The 13,715-nt window shown below is 36.5% G+C and carries 29 protein-coding genes and 1 riboswitch; of the genes, 25 read left to right on the top strand and 4 right to left on the bottom strand.

All coding sequences use genetic code 11. From position 1 onward, the window contains the following. Positions 1–279: a hypothetical protein gene (locus BC6307_RS18170; protein WP_066412361.1), complete on the bottom strand. Its 279-nt coding sequence runs from the start codon at positions 277–279 to the stop codon at positions 1–3. Between the two features lie 67 nt (positions 280–346). Here BC6307_RS18170 and BC6307_RS24870 point away from each other — a divergent pair, with 67 nt between their 5' ends. From BC6307_RS24870 to BC6307_RS18080, 22 genes are all read left to right on the top strand, one after another. Continuing rightward, a complete protein-coding gene (locus BC6307_RS24870; protein WP_157076586.1) occupies positions 347–493 on the top strand; it encodes a hypothetical protein in 147 nt (48 codons plus the stop codon). Positions 494–505: 12 nt separating this feature from the next. After that, positions 506–697: a helix-turn-helix domain-containing protein gene (locus tag BC6307_RS18165; RefSeq protein ID WP_066412363.1), complete on the top strand. Its 192-nt coding sequence runs from the start codon at positions 506–508 to the stop codon at positions 695–697. Positions 698–879: 182 nt separating this feature from the next. Then, on the top strand, positions 880–1,002 hold the full coding sequence (locus tag BC6307_RS25585; RefSeq protein ID WP_268874254.1) for a hypothetical protein: 123 nt from the start codon (positions 880–882) through the stop codon (positions 1,000–1,002). 48 nt (positions 1,003–1,050) lie between these two features. Continuing rightward, on the top strand, positions 1,051–1,749 hold the full coding sequence (locus tag BC6307_RS18155) for a Rha family transcriptional regulator (protein ID WP_084380186.1): 699 nt from the start codon (positions 1,051–1,053) through the stop codon (positions 1,747–1,749). Between the two features lie 133 nt (positions 1,750–1,882). Then, the gene (locus tag BC6307_RS18150; protein WP_066412365.1) at positions 1,883–2,146 is read left to right on the top strand and encodes a helix-turn-helix domain-containing protein; all 264 of its coding nucleotides are present in this window, start codon (positions 1,883–1,885) and stop codon (positions 2,144–2,146) included. Beyond that, positions 2,137–2,412 (top strand): YqaH family protein, encoded by a 276-nt coding sequence (locus BC6307_RS18145; RefSeq protein ID WP_066412368.1) that lies wholly within the window; start codon positions 2,137–2,139, stop codon positions 2,410–2,412. Before BC6307_RS18150 ends, BC6307_RS18145 begins: the two co-directional genes overlap by 10 nt. 417 nt (positions 2,413–2,829) lie before the next feature. Continuing rightward, positions 2,830–2,997 carry a hypothetical protein gene (locus tag BC6307_RS24865; protein WP_157076588.1) on the top strand — a complete coding sequence of 56 codons (168 nt, stop codon included), beginning with the start codon at positions 2,830–2,832 and terminating at the stop codon, positions 2,995–2,997. Then, positions 2,997–4,982: an AAA family ATPase gene (locus BC6307_RS18140; RefSeq protein ID WP_094366169.1), complete on the top strand. Its 1,986-nt coding sequence runs from the start codon at positions 2,997–2,999 to the stop codon at positions 4,980–4,982. The genes BC6307_RS24865 and BC6307_RS18140 overlap by 1 nt, the downstream gene beginning before the upstream one ends. Further along, entirely contained in the window at positions 4,973–5,176 is a 204-nt protein-coding gene (locus tag BC6307_RS18135) for a hypothetical protein (protein ID WP_066412374.1), read from the top strand. The genes BC6307_RS18140 and BC6307_RS18135 overlap by 10 nt, the downstream gene beginning before the upstream one ends. Before the next feature lie 5 nt (positions 5,177–5,181). After that, positions 5,182–6,108 carry a recombinase RecT gene (locus BC6307_RS18130; protein ID WP_084380190.1) on the top strand — a complete coding sequence of 309 codons (927 nt, stop codon included), beginning with the start codon at positions 5,182–5,184 and terminating at the stop codon, positions 6,106–6,108. Further along, positions 6,108–6,809, top strand: a complete 702-nt coding sequence (locus BC6307_RS18125) for an MBL fold metallo-hydrolase (protein WP_066412376.1) — start codon at positions 6,108–6,110, stop codon at positions 6,807–6,809. Before BC6307_RS18130 ends, BC6307_RS18125 begins: the two co-directional genes overlap by 1 nt. Then, on the top strand, positions 6,799–6,984 hold the full coding sequence (locus BC6307_RS18120) for a hypothetical protein (RefSeq protein ID WP_066412379.1): 186 nt from the start codon (positions 6,799–6,801) through the stop codon (positions 6,982–6,984). Before BC6307_RS18125 ends, BC6307_RS18120 begins: the two co-directional genes overlap by 11 nt. A 15-nt stretch (positions 6,985–6,999) precedes the next feature. After that, complete coding sequence (locus BC6307_RS25175; RefSeq protein ID WP_066412382.1) at positions 7,000–7,938, top strand: hypothetical protein; 939 nt, start codon at positions 7,000–7,002, stop codon at positions 7,936–7,938. Next, a complete protein-coding gene (locus tag BC6307_RS18110; protein WP_066412390.1) occupies positions 7,838–8,641 on the top strand; it encodes an ATP-binding protein in 804 nt (267 codons plus the stop codon). The genes BC6307_RS25175 and BC6307_RS18110 overlap by 101 nt, the downstream gene beginning before the upstream one ends. Positions 8,642–8,650: 9 nt before the next feature. Next, positions 8,651–8,839: a Fur-regulated basic protein FbpA gene (locus tag BC6307_RS18105; protein ID WP_066412392.1), complete on the top strand. Its 189-nt coding sequence runs from the start codon at positions 8,651–8,653 to the stop codon at positions 8,837–8,839. Beyond that, entirely contained in the window at positions 8,840–8,995 is a 156-nt protein-coding gene (locus BC6307_RS24860) for a DUF6011 domain-containing protein (RefSeq protein ID WP_157076589.1), read from the top strand. A gap of 20 nt (positions 8,996–9,015) precedes the next feature. Next, positions 9,016–9,618 (top strand): dUTP diphosphatase, encoded by a 603-nt coding sequence (locus BC6307_RS18100; RefSeq protein WP_066412394.1) that lies wholly within the window; start codon positions 9,016–9,018, stop codon positions 9,616–9,618. After that, complete coding sequence (locus BC6307_RS18095; RefSeq protein WP_094366167.1) at positions 9,608–10,018, top strand: RusA family crossover junction endodeoxyribonuclease; 411 nt, start codon at positions 9,608–9,610, stop codon at positions 10,016–10,018. The genes BC6307_RS18100 and BC6307_RS18095 overlap by 11 nt, the downstream gene beginning before the upstream one ends. Before the next feature lie 171 nt (positions 10,019–10,189). Beyond that, a complete protein-coding gene (locus tag BC6307_RS18090; protein WP_066412397.1) occupies positions 10,190–10,654 on the top strand; it encodes a hypothetical protein in 465 nt (154 codons plus the stop codon). 93 nt (positions 10,655–10,747) lie between these two features. Next, positions 10,748–10,876 carry a hypothetical protein gene (locus BC6307_RS25580; RefSeq protein ID WP_268874255.1) on the top strand — a complete coding sequence of 43 codons (129 nt, stop codon included), beginning with the start codon at positions 10,748–10,750 and terminating at the stop codon, positions 10,874–10,876. Beyond that, positions 10,873–11,223, top strand: a complete 351-nt coding sequence (locus BC6307_RS18085) for an IDEAL domain-containing protein (RefSeq protein WP_066412400.1) — start codon at positions 10,873–10,875, stop codon at positions 11,221–11,223. The genes BC6307_RS25580 and BC6307_RS18085 overlap by 4 nt, the downstream gene beginning before the upstream one ends. Beyond that, positions 11,220–11,450 carry a hypothetical protein gene (locus BC6307_RS18080; RefSeq protein WP_066412404.1) on the top strand — a complete coding sequence of 77 codons (231 nt, stop codon included), beginning with the start codon at positions 11,220–11,222 and terminating at the stop codon, positions 11,448–11,450. The genes BC6307_RS18085 and BC6307_RS18080 overlap by 4 nt, the downstream gene beginning before the upstream one ends. Before the next feature lie 27 nt (positions 11,451–11,477). Here BC6307_RS18080 and BC6307_RS18075 read toward each other — a convergent pair whose 3' ends face one another. Both BC6307_RS18075 and BC6307_RS18070 read right to left on the bottom strand, forming a co-directional pair. Further along, on the bottom strand, positions 11,478–11,834 hold the full coding sequence (locus BC6307_RS18075) for a response regulator (protein WP_066412406.1): 357 nt from the start codon (positions 11,832–11,834) through the stop codon (positions 11,478–11,480). A 63-nt stretch (positions 11,835–11,897) separates the two neighbouring features. Then, a riboswitch (cyclic di-GMP riboswitch) is annotated at positions 11,898–11,984 on the bottom strand. Between the two features lie 117 nt (positions 11,985–12,101). Then, a complete protein-coding gene (locus tag BC6307_RS18070) occupies positions 12,102–12,638 on the bottom strand; it encodes a CBO0543 family protein (protein ID WP_066412409.1) in 537 nt (178 codons plus the stop codon). Positions 12,639–12,755: 117 nt separating this feature from the next. Here BC6307_RS18070 and BC6307_RS24855 point away from each other — a divergent pair, with 117 nt between their 5' ends. The 3 genes from BC6307_RS24855 to BC6307_RS18065 are packed head-to-tail and all read left to right on the top strand — an operon-like array spanning position 12,756 to position 13,370. Further along, the gene (locus BC6307_RS24855; protein ID WP_157076590.1) at positions 12,756–12,932 is read left to right on the top strand and encodes a hypothetical protein; all 177 of its coding nucleotides are present in this window, start codon (positions 12,756–12,758) and stop codon (positions 12,930–12,932) included. Between the two features lie 41 nt (positions 12,933–12,973). After that, complete coding sequence (locus BC6307_RS24850) at positions 12,974–13,141, top strand: hypothetical protein (protein ID WP_157076591.1); 168 nt, start codon at positions 12,974–12,976, stop codon at positions 13,139–13,141. Positions 13,142–13,199: 58 nt separating this feature from the next. Continuing rightward, positions 13,200–13,370, top strand: coding sequence for a DUF3954 domain-containing protein (locus tag BC6307_RS18065; RefSeq protein WP_235858055.1), 171 nt, complete (start codon positions 13,200–13,202; stop codon positions 13,368–13,370). A gap of 7 nt (positions 13,371–13,377) precedes the next feature. Here the strand turns inward: BC6307_RS18065 and BC6307_RS25375 are convergent, their stop codons facing one another. After that, a complete protein-coding gene (locus BC6307_RS25375) occupies positions 13,378–13,515 on the bottom strand; it encodes an aspartyl-phosphate phosphatase Spo0E family protein (RefSeq protein ID WP_268874257.1) in 138 nt (45 codons plus the stop codon). Positions 13,516–13,715: the final 200 nt, after the last annotated feature.

Below are 13,715 nucleotides of genomic sequence, written 5' to 3'. Positions count from 1 at the left end.
TCACAAATGACCTTGAATCCATTCAATGTGTTCACCCTTTAACCAAGCAGCTCGTTCATCGTTTTTATTTATTGCATAAGGAACAACAATAAAGTAATCGTTTTTATCAGCAACAGATTTTAGCCTATCACGAATTTCGGATGACATTATATCTGTCTGAACTAACCAAACAGAATCTAATGGGTTGATGCATGGACCTAACTTTTTATTCTCATCGTAAAGCGCAGAATAATTTTGCCCTTGTTTATTAAGGTCATAAGTTATTAGTTTAATAGCCATGAAGTCACCCCCTTTCTACTGTCAAAGTTCGACAAACAGGAAGAAAACACCTTCAAGGAGGTTCCAAATGGATAACATAGATGAGCTACTTCTTCAGTCATCCATTAAAACAGAAATTTTGCAAATTGCTTACAACCTTAGCCAAGACGAAACATACACGACATCAGCTGCAATTAATGATTTATTAAAAATAATCGATAAACACGATTTATAGGAGGTGAAAGCAATGCCTAAGAAAACGCTAAACGTTCAGGATGTTGCAGAATATTTAGGTGTTCACTCTGACACTATTTACACCATGGTTAGACAAAAACAAATTCCACACTTTCGTGTAAGGAGACGAATCCTATTCTCTATTGAAGCAATAGATGCTTGGATTAGGGACCAAGAACAAAAAGTACTGGAGGAAGCAATTTGATGAATAAAATACCTTCGTCCTTATTAAACGATCGGTACTGACGTAGTGTAATTCACTTATTTAAAAACCATTACAAGCTACAGCAAGTGTTTACTACAAAATATTTTGATTTAGCAGAAGGGACCATAAAAACTGGTCTCCTTAGAAAAGTATCAGGACCATGGTCCGACAGTGAGAAATTCATGTTAAAACTAGCGCTTCATTTATTCAATGAAAGAAACAAAGTGAATCTTGGTGATATGGACTACCTAGATGATTCCAACAAGAAACTAGCAATTGAAGCAATTAAATTACGCTACATGTAATTACTTCGCCCTTTTATAAATTGACAAGCATATACGGAGGTCGATCATATGAACCAATTAGTTTTTGTAACAAATAACCAACTTGTAACAGATAGCCTTATGGTTGCAGGTGTTTTTGGAAAAGAACATAAACACGTAAAACGTGATATTGAAAATCAAATTTCTAAATTAATTGAAGCTGACGAGATTGAATTTATTAAGTCCAACTTTGGGCGTATTAATTATCAAGATTCTAGAGGAAGAAACCAAGAAAAAATCAACCTAACAGAAGAAGCTTTCACTTTGGTAGCAATGTCGTATGTAACTCCGGAAGCTATGAAAATGAAAGTTAGGTTTATCAATGAATTCAAAAGAATGCGTGAGCATATCGAAAACAATAAGGTTGTCCCATTATCAAAAGACCAAGCGCTTGTAACTGTATTAAGGACTACTGCAGACCTTGTTGAGGGTCATGAGTCCATTGTCAAAGAACAGAATGAACTACGAAAGCTAATCACGGATGTCAATTACAAAGTAGAAGAACAAATTACTTTAGATCACGGTGAACAACGTCGCCTGCAGAAGGGTATTGCGACAAAGGTTTACGAGCTGTGCGACGATCCACAAAATAGACCACAGCTATTTCGCGAATTACACCGTGAAATAAAAGACAGATTTGGTGTTGCCAGTTATAAAGATTTAAAACGAAAGGAACTCCAGACTGCATTGAGATACATAGAAAACTGGATTCCAAGAAAAGTGTCCTAGGCAGCAAACCACTGCTGCCTAGATCTGAAAGATTACTAGTTTCTTCATATAAAAATTTTAAGAGGTTTTAGTAGGATAGTCTGTCCAGTTTTTGCACATGTGCAGATACTGCACGAAAAGGGAGGTGATTTCGATGACATTCGGAAAAATCCTCCGCCAAGTTAGGATTAAAGCGGGATTAAGTCAAGAGGAATTGGCCGAGAAGATATATCTATCTCGAAGCGCAGTGTCAAGGCTAGAAAATGACAAACTTGAATTGAAATTAGCTGATGCGATTAGGTGGTTTCAGGTAACACGGGCACCGGAGGCAGTTGCAGCAATGTTGTGTGGAGTGGATGTAAATGCATTAGCTCAAGCTTTAACTATGTTGGTAGGAGGAATGATTATATGGGGCTAAACAAAAATGATTTTTTAGAAAAAGATGTTCAGCAAGCTTTATCAGAATATAGAGCTGCTTGGTCTTGTATCAGTCGTATTGAGGAAAAAATAGCAACTGGAGATTTGAAGGAAGTAAAACTTACTTGTGTTGATTTAATAAATTCCGTTCGAGAAATCGAAAAGTTAAATAGCAGAAAAGAACATCATGATCGATTATGTGAAACGGTAGAAGAGTTCGCTAAGCGAGGAATAGATTTATCCATAGTTAATAGAGTTGTTTCATAAGGAGGGACAAGCATTGGTAATCAAAGTTAAGCATTGGCTATCACTTACTAGTTTTGAGAAGCAAGTTATCTTAAAAAGTTGCACAAAAAAAGCAGTGAGCTAAAGGTTCGAGCTTTAACTCACTGCACAGATATTAGGTGTAATTAAATACTAACATAAGAAAATATGTTCGGCAAGTTTTGTCTTGCCGTCTTGACTAGGAATGTTGAGGAATTAATCCCATCCCTCTTTATTGATCTGGTTCTCTTCATTCCTGGTTAAGACAGTGTGACAAAGCACACTAGAAAGGAGGATACATGTTAAATCAAATAAAAAAATGACCCGTGCTGGAACACGTGTCATCGGTAATTACGGAAAAAAGCCATTAATTCATTTTATCGTAATTACCTCCAATTTTCAATGAGAGGAGATTAACAAATGATTGAATTGACTTTTAGTGGCACCAAGTTTGACCAACAAAGATTAACACGATCAGGTGGACAAATTTCTATTAAACCTAATGGAACTCCAGTTTTTCAGTTTAAAACGAAGGAACAGTTTATGAAATACGTTCAGTTAGGGAAGAAAGAGGGGGTTTCAGCATAATGAAAACAATTATCCTACACCGTTTGGATTTAAAGAATTTTAAAGGCGTAAGGTCATTTTCCCTAGAGGTTAACGGAGAAAACGCAAAAGTATTTGGTGATAACGCAACTGGAAAGACAACTTTATTCGATGCTTTTGTTTGGTTGCTTTTTGATAAAGATAGTCAAAACAAAAAGGACTTCTCTATTAAAACATTAGTGAACGGGGAAGAAGTACATGGGCTTGAACACGAAGTAGAAGCGACTTTTATAGTAAACGGTACAAAATTAACGCTTCGCAAAGTGTACTCGGAAAAATGGACTAAAAAGCGCGGGAGTGCAGAAAAACAATTCTCCGGTCACACGACAGATTATTTTATAGATGGTGTTCCATCAAAGAAAAAAGAATTTACTGATCAAGTAGCCTCGCTTGTTGATGAAGAGATTTTCAAACTACTAACTAGTCCAATGTACTTTAACGAACAGCTGCACTGGCAGAAGCGTAGAGCGACATTGTTAGAGATATGCGGTGACATTACCGAAGAAGAAGTGATTGCATCGAATAAGGACCTTGTTAAGTTACCTAATATTCTGCAAGGTCGGACAATCGAAAATCATCGAAAAGTTATAGCGGCTCGACGTGCTGAAATTAATAAAGAACTAGATAAAATTCCAGTTCGGATTGATGAAATAGAGCATAATTTGCCAAGTGTTGAAGGTTTAAATAAACAAGAGTTAGAGGTTAACATAGAAAAATTAAATGCTGAAATTGATGAGAAACAGGACTTAATTAGTAACATCCGTAATGGAAATGCTATTTCGTTAAAACAACGTGAAATTCAGGAGATTGAGTTGGAATTGCTACAAATTAAACAAGCACACGAAGCCGGTTCGAAAGACGATTTGTACAAGTTGAAAGCTCAAATACAGGAAGAGACTTCTAATATTTATTTACTAGAATCTAAACAATCGAACTTAAGGCACCAGAAGCGATTTAACGATGAGAGTATTGTTTCTATAGATACTAAACTTCAAAAGTTACGTGATGAATGGTTTGAAATAAATAACCAGGAGTTTGTGCACAACGATAATTGCGAATGTCCAACTTGTGGTCAAGATCTTCCGGAGGAACAAGTATCAGCTACCAGAGAGAAAGCATTAGCTCAGTTCAATTTAAACAAGAGTAAAAAGCTTGAAGAAATCGATGCAGCTGGTAAACGGGAAAAGGCTACAAAGGAAGGATTCCAAGAAAAAAATGAAAAACTAGCGAAAGATAACGAACTTATTGGAAAGCAGATTGCTGACAAACAGGAACGTCTAACACTGTTAAACGCTCAACTGAAAGAGTTAGAAAGTTCGGTTATAGATATCATGGACAACCCTGCTTATACATCCAAGCTCCAAGAGAAAGCAACTAAAGCAAAGGAATTGGAAGAACTTCGTGAATCTGCTCAAACAGCAATCCAAAGTGTAGAAGAAGAAATCATTACACTTCGGAATAAAAGAGTGACCTTACAAGGAGACTTAGCTAAGTTTTCAACTGTAAATCAATCACAAAGCCGAATGGAAGAATTAATGCAACGAGAAAAGGACTTAGCAACTGAATTTGAAAAATTAGAACAAGAACTTTACCTAACAGAAGAGTTCATTCGTACTAAAGTGAATTTGCTCGAGGAGAAAATCAACTCTAAATTCAAATATGCACGCTTTAAGCTATTCGAACAACAAATTAATGGTGGTCTATTAGAAACGTGTGAAACGTTATACGACGGTGTTCCTTATGGTAGTGGCCTAAACAACGCTGCACGTATAAACGTAGGGCTAGACATTATAAATACCCTATCAGAACATTTCGGTGTATCTGCTCCTATATTTGTAGACAACAGTGAGGCTGTAACGAGATTGATAGATGTAGATTCGCAAGTAATTCAGTTGATAGTGTCGGAGCCAGATAAAGTTCTTCGAGTAGAGTATCCGAAACACAAGGAGGAAATTTTGTGGCAATAGAGGCTTTTTTCACTATTGAAATAAATGGTCTTAAGGGTAGGAAACTATTTGATACCTACCCAACGGAGGACGAAATTGAAAAGGCTATAAGGGATATGTTTCCTCAAGGCTACATCTATGATCAGTTTGCTGATGAATATATTTACCCTATTGCACAAGTTAAAAAGATTTATAAGTTGAAAGAAAAGGAGTGAATCAAGTGAGTAATCAAAATCAACTAGCAATTATTCAAAAAGATATTACAGATAGTGTCAACCATAAGTTGAATGATTTACAAAAAGAGGGATTAGTAATCCCTCCTAAATACAACGCGAGTAATGCACTAAAATCAGCGTTCTTTAAGTTACAGGAAACGAAGGATAAAAGCGGCCGACCCGCATTGGAAGTATGTACAAAAGAGTCTATAGCTAATTCTTTACTCGATATGGTCGTGCAAGGTTTAAGTCCAGCAAAGACGCAATGTTACTTTGTTGTATACGGAACGCAGTTGAAAATGGAACGTTCCTATTTTGGCACACAAGCAGTTCTTAAAAGGCTTACGAACGTTAAAGATATTTGGGCCAATGTCATTTTTGAAGGTGACGTATTCGATTATGAAATTGATGGCGGACGTGAAAAGTTATTGAAGCATGAAACAAACTTTTTAAACAGGGACAAAGATATTCTTGGCGCTTATGCTGTGGTTAAAACAAATGATGATGAAGAAATACTTACTGTAATGACGCGTAAGGAAATCGATATAGCTTGGGGGCAATCAAAGACTAGCCAAGGTGTCCACAAGAAATTTCCACAAGAAATGGCAAAGCGTACGGTAATTAATAGAGCTGCTAAAGCCTATATAAACACATCCGACGATAGTGACTTACTGGTAGATGCTATCAATAGATCGACAGAAAATGAGTACGAAAACGAGCGTAAAGAAGTTAATCCAGAATATGAAGCACAAAAGGAAATTGAGCAAAAAGCAAATCAAGAACTAATAGACATTAAAAGAAGTGAGCCTTTGAGAAAACAGCCTGAAATTATAGATGTCACAGAAGGAAATCAGGCAAGTACTCAGCAACGAAATAAAGAAACGCAACAAGAGGATGTTGTTGATTCAAAAACAAACGGGCCGAATTGGTAATGATAGAAATTACAGCATTAGCTTCTAGTAGTAAGGGGAATTGCTACCGTGTTACAGACGGCCATACGCCCCTTCTTCTAGAATGCGGTATCAACTATCGGGAGATACAAAAGGGCTTTGATTTTAATATGTCAGAGGTTGCAGGGTGCTTAATCACACACGAACATGGTGACCATTGTAAAAGTATTAAAGAGGTTTTAAAGGCTGGAATCGACATTTATACGTCTTCTGGAACAGTAGACACCTTAGGTATTAGTCACCACAGAATTAAGCGTGTGAAGGCAATGGAGCAATTTCAAATCGGTACATGGTCCATACTTCCGTTCGATGTTCAACACGATGTTAGTGAGCCTCTAGGCTTTCTACTAGCTAATCAAGAGGGAGAAAAGCTTTTATTTGCTACAGATACCTATTACATCAAATACAAGTTTCAAGAGCTCACTCACATCCTAGTGGAGTGTAATTACTCCTTGGAAATACTTAATCAAAATATATTGGATGGATCCGTTCCATCTGTAATGAAAAAGCGATTATTACGGTCACATTTCAGTTTAGAAAACTTAAAAGAATTCTTAAAAGCAAATGACCTATCTAAAGTACAAGAAATATGGCTCTTACATCTAAGTGACAGTAACAGCGATGAAGCATTATTTAAAAAAGAAATCATGGAGCTAACAGGGAAGATGGTTTATGTCCCGTGAGTTAAAAGTTTCAATACCTAGTTGTTATGTATGGATTACTGAAGGTAACACAAAAAGAGCAGAACTATTCAAACGGTATGTTGCTGGTTACGTTAATCGGTACAATCCAGGTTACGAATTAGTAAAAATATCAGGTATGCAAGCAATTATTAAACCTAAAAACGACCCAAGATAGTTAGGAGGTTTTTCCTTGCAAGGGTACATCAAGGACTTTAGGAAAGAACTAGAAAGCTCCGTATGGATGATGCCCCCTCTCTATCATAGGACATGGCAATATCTCAAATACAAAGTCAATCATCAAGATAATAGAATTCCAATGCGAGACGGTACCTTTTTAACCATAAAAGCTGGTCAGCACCTTACTTCGGTAAGGGATATTGCAAAAAATATCGGTTGGTATGAGGGGGTGAAATGGCAAGAGCCTAACCCAAAGACAGTCTCGACTATATTATCTTGGCTAGAAAAACAGTCCATGATTAGCATAGATAGGGGTAAGGGTAACAGGCAATACACACTAATAACGTTGATAAATTGGGAATCTTACCAGTCAAATAACGTTGAGGGTAACAGTGAGGTAACAGACAGGGAACACCTCGTGGATATAAACAAGAATGATAAAGAATGTATTAAGAATGATAAAGATATTGCTGCTGCCACTAACGCACATGCGACAGAAGACAGTGACGGGGTGCCTACGACCGACCCATTGCGTGGTGATCCAGTGCCGTCTGGAGAAATATCACATACTTCTGAGCAAGCAATTAAAGTTCTTCTTGATCGTTTTATACAACTTAGAGCATATGGCTTTGACTTCTCCCCAGCGGATGAACGAGCTGCATATGAAATATTAAACGCGAACGTCCCAATTGAAGATGCCTTGATATACCTAAAAGAACGCTTTGATAATTATAAACCAAAACACTCGAGAGACAGGATAAATAGCCTTTCATACTGTGTTGGATACATCTTGGACAAGCATCAACAAAAATTAGATTCTAAAAAACTAGCGAAAAGGAGGATACAAGAACATGGCAACCCAAAGCATGGAGGAAATCTTAAAGAGGCTGCAGTTGAAAACGAGTCAATTACAGGCGGAAGAGTCGGATGGATTAGAAAAAGCAAAGTATGACTGCCCTAAATGCAAAGATGAAACAGGTTATATTGGCTACGAAAATGGAGTAGAAGTTTGGATTCGTTGCACTTGCATTAGTTGGAGAAGAGCAAATCGTTTGATGAAAACTAGTGAAATAACAAACGAGTTTAAGAGGCTGGGCTTCCAAAACTTCGATACGGAGAATAAACCAGACGTTATCAAAGATGCTTACGAATGCTCACTTATGTATTATCAGAACTTCGAATCTATCAAGAAAAACCGCAATAATAGCATAGCGTTGTTAGGTCAACCCGGCTCAGGGAAAACTCACTTACTTATGGCTATATCGAACAATTTCATACAGAAAAAACATGTTCCAGTTCTGTATTTTCCTTTCGTTGAAGGGTTTGGTGATTTAAAAGATGACTTCGATGCGCTCGAGGAAAAGCTGGAAAAAATGAAAAAGGTAAATGTTTTATTTATCGATGACCTATTCAAGCCAGCTAGAGGAAAACCAAGAGCTACTGACTGGCAAATTGAACAGATGTATGCCGTTTTAAACTATCGTTACTTGAATCACATGCCAATATTGGTTTCATCTGAACTGTCAGTTGACGAACTATGCGACATTGATGAGGCATTAGGTACACGAATTTATCAAATGTGCCAGGACTACACAGTTGTTATTAAAGGAGATCGTAAACAGCTAAACCATAGATTAGTAGGAGCACCAAGCTAGGAGGAAAACATGAGTACATTGCTTAGACAGAAACGACAAGAAAGAAGAGATTATTTAGTTAACCAGCTTATGAGATACGGATACTTTAAAACCCCTGACGGGAAGCAACTCTATGAATTAAATCTATCAGAACTAGAGCAAATTCATATAAACGTTAAATGTAAATTTGGCAAAGAAATGTCGGGGGAGGGAAAATAAATGAACTGTCCAGTGTTTAATAGACCACTGAAAAGTCAAAGGAGCATTGAAAGAGGTATTGGTCCTGTTTGTGAAAAGAAAGCTAAGGAACGCGAAAATGAGCCTCCTGAGGGGCAACTATCCTTCGTTGAAGAGACGGTACTAGTTATTAAATAAACCACGAAAGGTTGGAGACTATGAGTCTAGAAAAAATGTTGGCAACACAAGAGCAACTAGATAACCGAATTATAGCCGAAAAAGGAATCGTTTGGACGGATGAAGAGAGATTCCGAAATACATTAGTTGCACTAGATGTTGAGTTAAGTGAATTTGCTAATGAGGGTCGCTGGTTTAAGGTTTGGAGCGATGATCAAGAGCCAAGAACTAGAGTAGGTCTGAAATCTTATTATGCTGCTCAACAAGGATTAACTAAAAATCCCCTTCTTGAAGAGTATGTGGATGCAGTACATTTCTTTCTCTCACTTGCTAATCAGAAAGGTTGGCAAGAATATTTATATCTACATGAAGAGGCAATACTTGAACTCGAGGAAAAGGGATTTGATGGTGGTATTAATGGCGTGTATTTAGAATTAAAGTCCTTCATTGCAAAAATGTCACATGATAAAAACGAACCTAACTTCTTTCTAACATATTCGAAACATGAATTTTGTTTTAGAACAGCATGGTTTCTCTTTATTGCAATCGGGATGATTCAATTTGGCTTTACATTCGAACAGATTGAGGAAGCATACTCCGCCAAAAACAAAATGAATCATGAGAGACAGGACAATGGCTATTAAACTATCAATTCCTATTGAGCCAATGGGAGCCGTAAGAATGACGGGAAGAGGAAAGTTTGTTAAACCCAATGCCCAAAGGTATCTAGCTTACAAAAGCTTTATCCAGTGGAAAGCCAAACAGCAGTTGAAGGAGAAAACACTACTAGATGGTCCAATAGCAGTAGAAATATGGTTTAAGATGCCAATACCGAAAAGTTGGAGCAAGAAGAAGCAGGTTGCAGCATTAGGAGAATATCACATCAAGAAGCCTGATGCAGACAATTTAGTAAAAGGTGTTTTTGATGCACTTAACAAACTAGCCTGGCATGATGACAATCAGGTATCTAAGGTGACAGCTATTAAACTGTATGGTGAAGTTCCTGGTATTGATATTACTGTTCAGGAGTTGAAAGGAACATGAATGTAATCATATCAGATGTTCGAACTGATTGGATGAAAAAAGAGGACAAGATAATGACATGTATGAACAGATGCTCACTGTATAGTCACTGCTCCAGTCGTTTCGGTACTGATTGCAAAAAGTTAGGTGGCTCGGAGATACCGAAAATAAGGCAAGAAAGAAGGTATAGGTATGCTACAGGGTGTTTGCGTAAAGGCGGATAGTTCAGAGCTCTTGAAGAATGGAGAGAGGTATTACCTCTTTCCGAACGGCCCTGAACATTATTACGTATCTAATTTCCCTAACAAAGGTGCTCACAGAGGTTGTTACCATGCTGAACGGTTTGAAATTGTTGCTAATCAAGAACTACATAAAGAAAAGCTCTATAAAGCACAGCTAGTGTACCGTGAGCAGGGTTACAAAGGAGTAAAGCTAGGAGAATATTTCCTCAGGGTAAAAGGAACACATGCTAATTTTTACAAGGATCCAGAGCTTAGTAGATTAAGAGGTTGTTTCCCATTAGATTGGTTTTCAAACTTTGAAGAAGTTACTCTAAATGATTCTCCTGAAGAAGTTGTAAGCATAGAGGAAGTTGATCTTGAAGAGATATATGTGGAATCAGAGCCAACGGAATATGAACAACTAAGCCTATTTTGAAAGGAAGTGAGTACATGTCTCAGGATAACAACTCACAACTAGAATGGCAGAAGCAAGTGTTACGAGAAGAATTGGTAGAATCGGAGAGTTTCAATGAGCTTAGAAAAAGTATCACTGATAGAGTTAGTCAAACTATGCCAAAACGAAAACGAAGAGGCGCTGCAAGAATGGAAAAGACGTTGGGAAAATGATTTTCCTAAAATGGGGAGGGATGAATCATGAACACGGAAGAAAATTTCATTCTAGAGATAGGTCAACTACAAAAAGGTGACTGGGTAGAACTATCACAGATTAGCCTTGGTTATAATCCAAAGGCTAAAGGGTCAGTAGGATTTGTTTCAGTTGTAAAGGAAGATGAAAATATTGCAAAGGTTGTTTTTCTAAAGCATGGAAATGGATCAAGAATTAGAAGAGTGGAATGGGTTGATATAGAAAACCTCTCCAAAGCAGAACCTTCACTGGAAGAAGTCGATTTACACGTTCTTATCGATATAGCACTTGATATGAACGACCAAGAGTGGTTCATGGAACTAACGGAACGCTTACCAAAGGAGTTGGTTGGCTGGTGAAGATAAAAGCGGAATTAAAAGCAGAACAATATATGGCGTTAGCGGTTGGAGGACTATTACGTGAAGGTATGAGTGTTACTGAAATAACAGCATTTGCTAAAGGATGCGCGGAGAAATTTGAAACTGATAAAAAGGTAGAAAAATTGCTTACTAGTGTTAAAGATAGAGACCCTTCTTACGAAGTTCAGGGCAACTTGATAAAAGCCGATTTTGGTCTAAAGAAATGATTCGAGAGAGTGTGTGCTCTCTCGAAATTAAGAACTAATCTGATCGAGTGTGGATAATAGTTTATCAAAATATGGCTTCACTATAAAACCATTCGCACCAAGACCTTCTGATTCATCAACAAGTGATTCGTAGCTTAGTGAAGAGCAAATAACGACTTTAGAACTTGGATCTTGTTCTTTTATCTTTTTTAGAATTTCTAGTCCACTCATACAAGGTAAAGTAATATCCAATAAAGTTATATCTGGACTAAATTCTTGAAGCTTTTCAATAGCTTCCTGGCCGTTAGAAGCTTCTGCAATTATTTGATAATCACCTTTTTCGACTAGCCTTTTAAGTAATTTGCGCATAAATTTGGAGTCATCAACTATAAGAACTTTTTTCATAAGAACCACCTTTACTAAATTAGGCAAATTAGAAAAGGCAAATATAATTACAGGACATGAATACCTGGCAACCCGGCCGCCATGACAAATAAATGTTTTAGGCCCGTAGCTTTGCGTCTTTTACTTTCGTAAAATTTGCCTCTAATAGTCTATCGACATAAATGTAGAAATTTGTAGAAAAATGTAGAAATAATATCCGTTGCAAGGGATTTAAGAAACCTTTGACCAAAATTGCGACATAAAAAGACCACCGAAAAAGATGGACTCTTATAGAGATTTTGATTTCGTAATTATAAAATCAGTAAATAATTTAACTAGTATTGAAACCAGTAGTAAAGTTAGAAAAGAGTAAAAGTAATTCCAGGTATGGAGTTTGTAGAAGTCAAAATAAACGAATATCGGTATTCCTACAAAAGATAGAATTAAAAAAAATACAGTTGTTGTTATCAAATAAATTTTCCACTTTCCAAATGTCTGATAAAACAAAGTAATTATTACAGGTACAGTCAAAAAATCTACTGCATTCATTGTTTTTAGAGCCGTGATGAATTGGTGTGGATAACTCCACCATCCATAAAAGCTTCCAAGTTCGTTTACTATTCCAACCAAGATAAATGAGAATAGGAAAGCAATGGTGATAATTTGAATTCTTTGCTTATCCATGAAAAGTATTAATAAAACTAAAAATAACAAATTTATTATTACTATAAACCACCACTGCCATGAGAATAAATCGTGGTTTACCCAGTATTCTGTTTCAATTCTATTTGCTTGCTTGTTAAGCTCTTGTAATTGTTCAAACATTTTATAACCTCCTACAATTGAATTATTTCCAATATTGGAATATAAATACATATAATGGAGGAGCAAAAAAAATTAATTAATGCGCAGTTCTAGAAAAAGGTGAAGGAGGAATACTAAGTGATTGGCAAGGTTAAGGTTTGGTATATGACAGAAGAACAACGACTTGAATATATAAAAAAGCATCCAATTAAGCCAACCGAAAGACCAAAGGGGACGTCATACTCTGATTTGAATTCCTACAGTGAAAGAACCAGAATAAGGCATGCTGGGAATCGAAAAAAGAGACGAGCATAAATAAATCCATTACTCACCAAACTGTAAACGAGGTGATAAACATGGATTGGGTTAACAAACTAGAATTAACAGAAATTAAAGTCAAGGTAATCAATATGATACTAAACCAAGAAGATAGGCATTATGAAGAACATCCAGTACAACTTAAAGAGGATTTAATAAAACTGGTAGCAAAGATAGAAGCTCTAGAGCCTACAGTACCAAAATAAAAAAGCCAGGATTTCTCCTGACCCAACCAACTCAATTATAACATTAGGAGGGGTCCTGGTGAACGGAAAATTAACGGCAGAAATAGATCTAACAAATAATAAAAAAATGTATGTGATAAAAGACGGTAGATTAATAGAGCATGACCTTCCTGATTACGGTGAAATATCTGTTGTTGTACTTGGCGGGAAGGTTGATCGTTTAGAAACGACAAACAAGAGAAAGATTTGATTTATTACTAGCTCACTCTTTGCTTCTGATATTTAATTATTAATTTATCAAGTTTTTGACTACATGAAATGGTTCTGTTGTCACCCAAACCGAATTGTGATGCTAAGGTTAACATATTCTTTCTTACGTAATAAATTTTTTTCATTAAATCGTTTAAATTATCGCTATTTTGCATAATAATTATACTCCTTAAAATATACAAAAGTAATGGTGGGAATAGTCCAAAAGAATTATTGCATAACACCTAAGATAAAAGATAGGCATTCGACAAAACTAGTTATTAAAGTACTTTTTATTACAAAATAAGAGTTTTATTGCCTAACGGAATAACCGAGGGCACTAAAT

This window comes from Sutcliffiella cohnii, from assembly GCF_002250055.1.
Classification (GTDB): domain Bacteria; phylum Bacillota; class Bacilli; order Bacillales; family Bacillaceae_I; genus Sutcliffiella; species Sutcliffiella cohnii.
This window is presented reverse-complemented; position numbering and strand designations above follow the sequence as displayed.

What these genes read in the sequence shown, in the direction of transcription:
- BC6307_RS18170 (WP_066412361.1), bottom strand. Translation starts at nt 279, where the DNA reads ATGGCTATTAAACTAATAACTTATGACCTTAATAAACAAGGGCAAAAT.
- BC6307_RS24870 (WP_157076586.1), top strand. Translation starts at nt 347, where the DNA reads ATGGATAACATAGATGAGCTACTTCTTCAGTCATCCATTAAAACAGAA.
- BC6307_RS18165 (WP_066412363.1), top strand. Translation starts at nt 506, where the DNA reads ATGCCTAAGAAAACGCTAAACGTTCAGGATGTTGCAGAATATTTAGGT.
- BC6307_RS25585 (WP_268874254.1), top strand. Translation starts at nt 880, where the DNA reads ATGTTAAAACTAGCGCTTCATTTATTCAATGAAAGAAACAAAGTGAAT.
- BC6307_RS18155 (WP_084380186.1), top strand. Translation starts at nt 1,051, where the DNA reads ATGAACCAATTAGTTTTTGTAACAAATAACCAACTTGTAACAGATAGC.
- BC6307_RS18150 (WP_066412365.1), top strand. Translation starts at nt 1,883, where the DNA reads ATGACATTCGGAAAAATCCTCCGCCAAGTTAGGATTAAAGCGGGATTA.
- BC6307_RS18145 (WP_066412368.1), top strand. Translation starts at nt 2,137, where the DNA reads ATGGGGCTAAACAAAAATGATTTTTTAGAAAAAGATGTTCAGCAAGCT.
- BC6307_RS24865 (WP_157076588.1), top strand. Translation starts at nt 2,830, where the DNA reads ATGATTGAATTGACTTTTAGTGGCACCAAGTTTGACCAACAAAGATTA.
- BC6307_RS18140 (WP_094366169.1), top strand. Translation starts at nt 2,997, where the DNA reads ATGAAAACAATTATCCTACACCGTTTGGATTTAAAGAATTTTAAAGGC.
- BC6307_RS18125 (WP_066412376.1), top strand. Translation starts at nt 6,108, where the DNA reads ATGATAGAAATTACAGCATTAGCTTCTAGTAGTAAGGGGAATTGCTAC.
- BC6307_RS18120 (WP_066412379.1), top strand. Translation starts at nt 6,799, where the DNA reads ATGTCCCGTGAGTTAAAAGTTTCAATACCTAGTTGTTATGTATGGATT.
- BC6307_RS18110 (WP_066412390.1), top strand. Translation starts at nt 7,838, where the DNA reads ATGGCAACCCAAAGCATGGAGGAAATCTTAAAGAGGCTGCAGTTGAAA.
- BC6307_RS18105 (WP_066412392.1), top strand. Translation starts at nt 8,651, where the DNA reads ATGAGTACATTGCTTAGACAGAAACGACAAGAAAGAAGAGATTATTTA.
- BC6307_RS24860 (WP_157076589.1), top strand. Translation starts at nt 8,840, where the DNA reads ATGAACTGTCCAGTGTTTAATAGACCACTGAAAAGTCAAAGGAGCATT.
- BC6307_RS18100 (WP_066412394.1), top strand. Translation starts at nt 9,016, where the DNA reads ATGAGTCTAGAAAAAATGTTGGCAACACAAGAGCAACTAGATAACCGA.
- BC6307_RS18095 (WP_094366167.1), top strand. Translation starts at nt 9,608, where the DNA reads ATGGCTATTAAACTATCAATTCCTATTGAGCCAATGGGAGCCGTAAGA.
- BC6307_RS18090 (WP_066412397.1), top strand. Translation starts at nt 10,190, where the DNA reads ATGCTACAGGGTGTTTGCGTAAAGGCGGATAGTTCAGAGCTCTTGAAG.
- BC6307_RS25580 (WP_268874255.1), top strand. Translation starts at nt 10,748, where the DNA reads ATGAGCTTAGAAAAAGTATCACTGATAGAGTTAGTCAAACTATGCCAA.
- BC6307_RS18085 (WP_066412400.1), top strand. Translation starts at nt 10,873, where the DNA reads ATGAACACGGAAGAAAATTTCATTCTAGAGATAGGTCAACTACAAAAA.
- BC6307_RS18075 (WP_066412406.1), bottom strand. Translation starts at nt 11,834, where the DNA reads ATGAAAAAAGTTCTTATAGTTGATGACTCCAAATTTATGCGCAAATTA.
- BC6307_RS18070 (WP_066412409.1), bottom strand. Translation starts at nt 12,638, where the DNA reads ATGTTTGAACAATTACAAGAGCTTAACAAGCAAGCAAATAGAATTGAA.
- BC6307_RS24850 (WP_157076591.1), top strand. Translation starts at nt 12,974, where the DNA reads ATGGATTGGGTTAACAAACTAGAATTAACAGAAATTAAAGTCAAGGTA.
- BC6307_RS25375 (WP_268874257.1), bottom strand. Translation starts at nt 13,515, where the DNA reads ATGAAAAAAATTTATTACGTAAGAAAGAATATGTTAACCTTAGCATCA.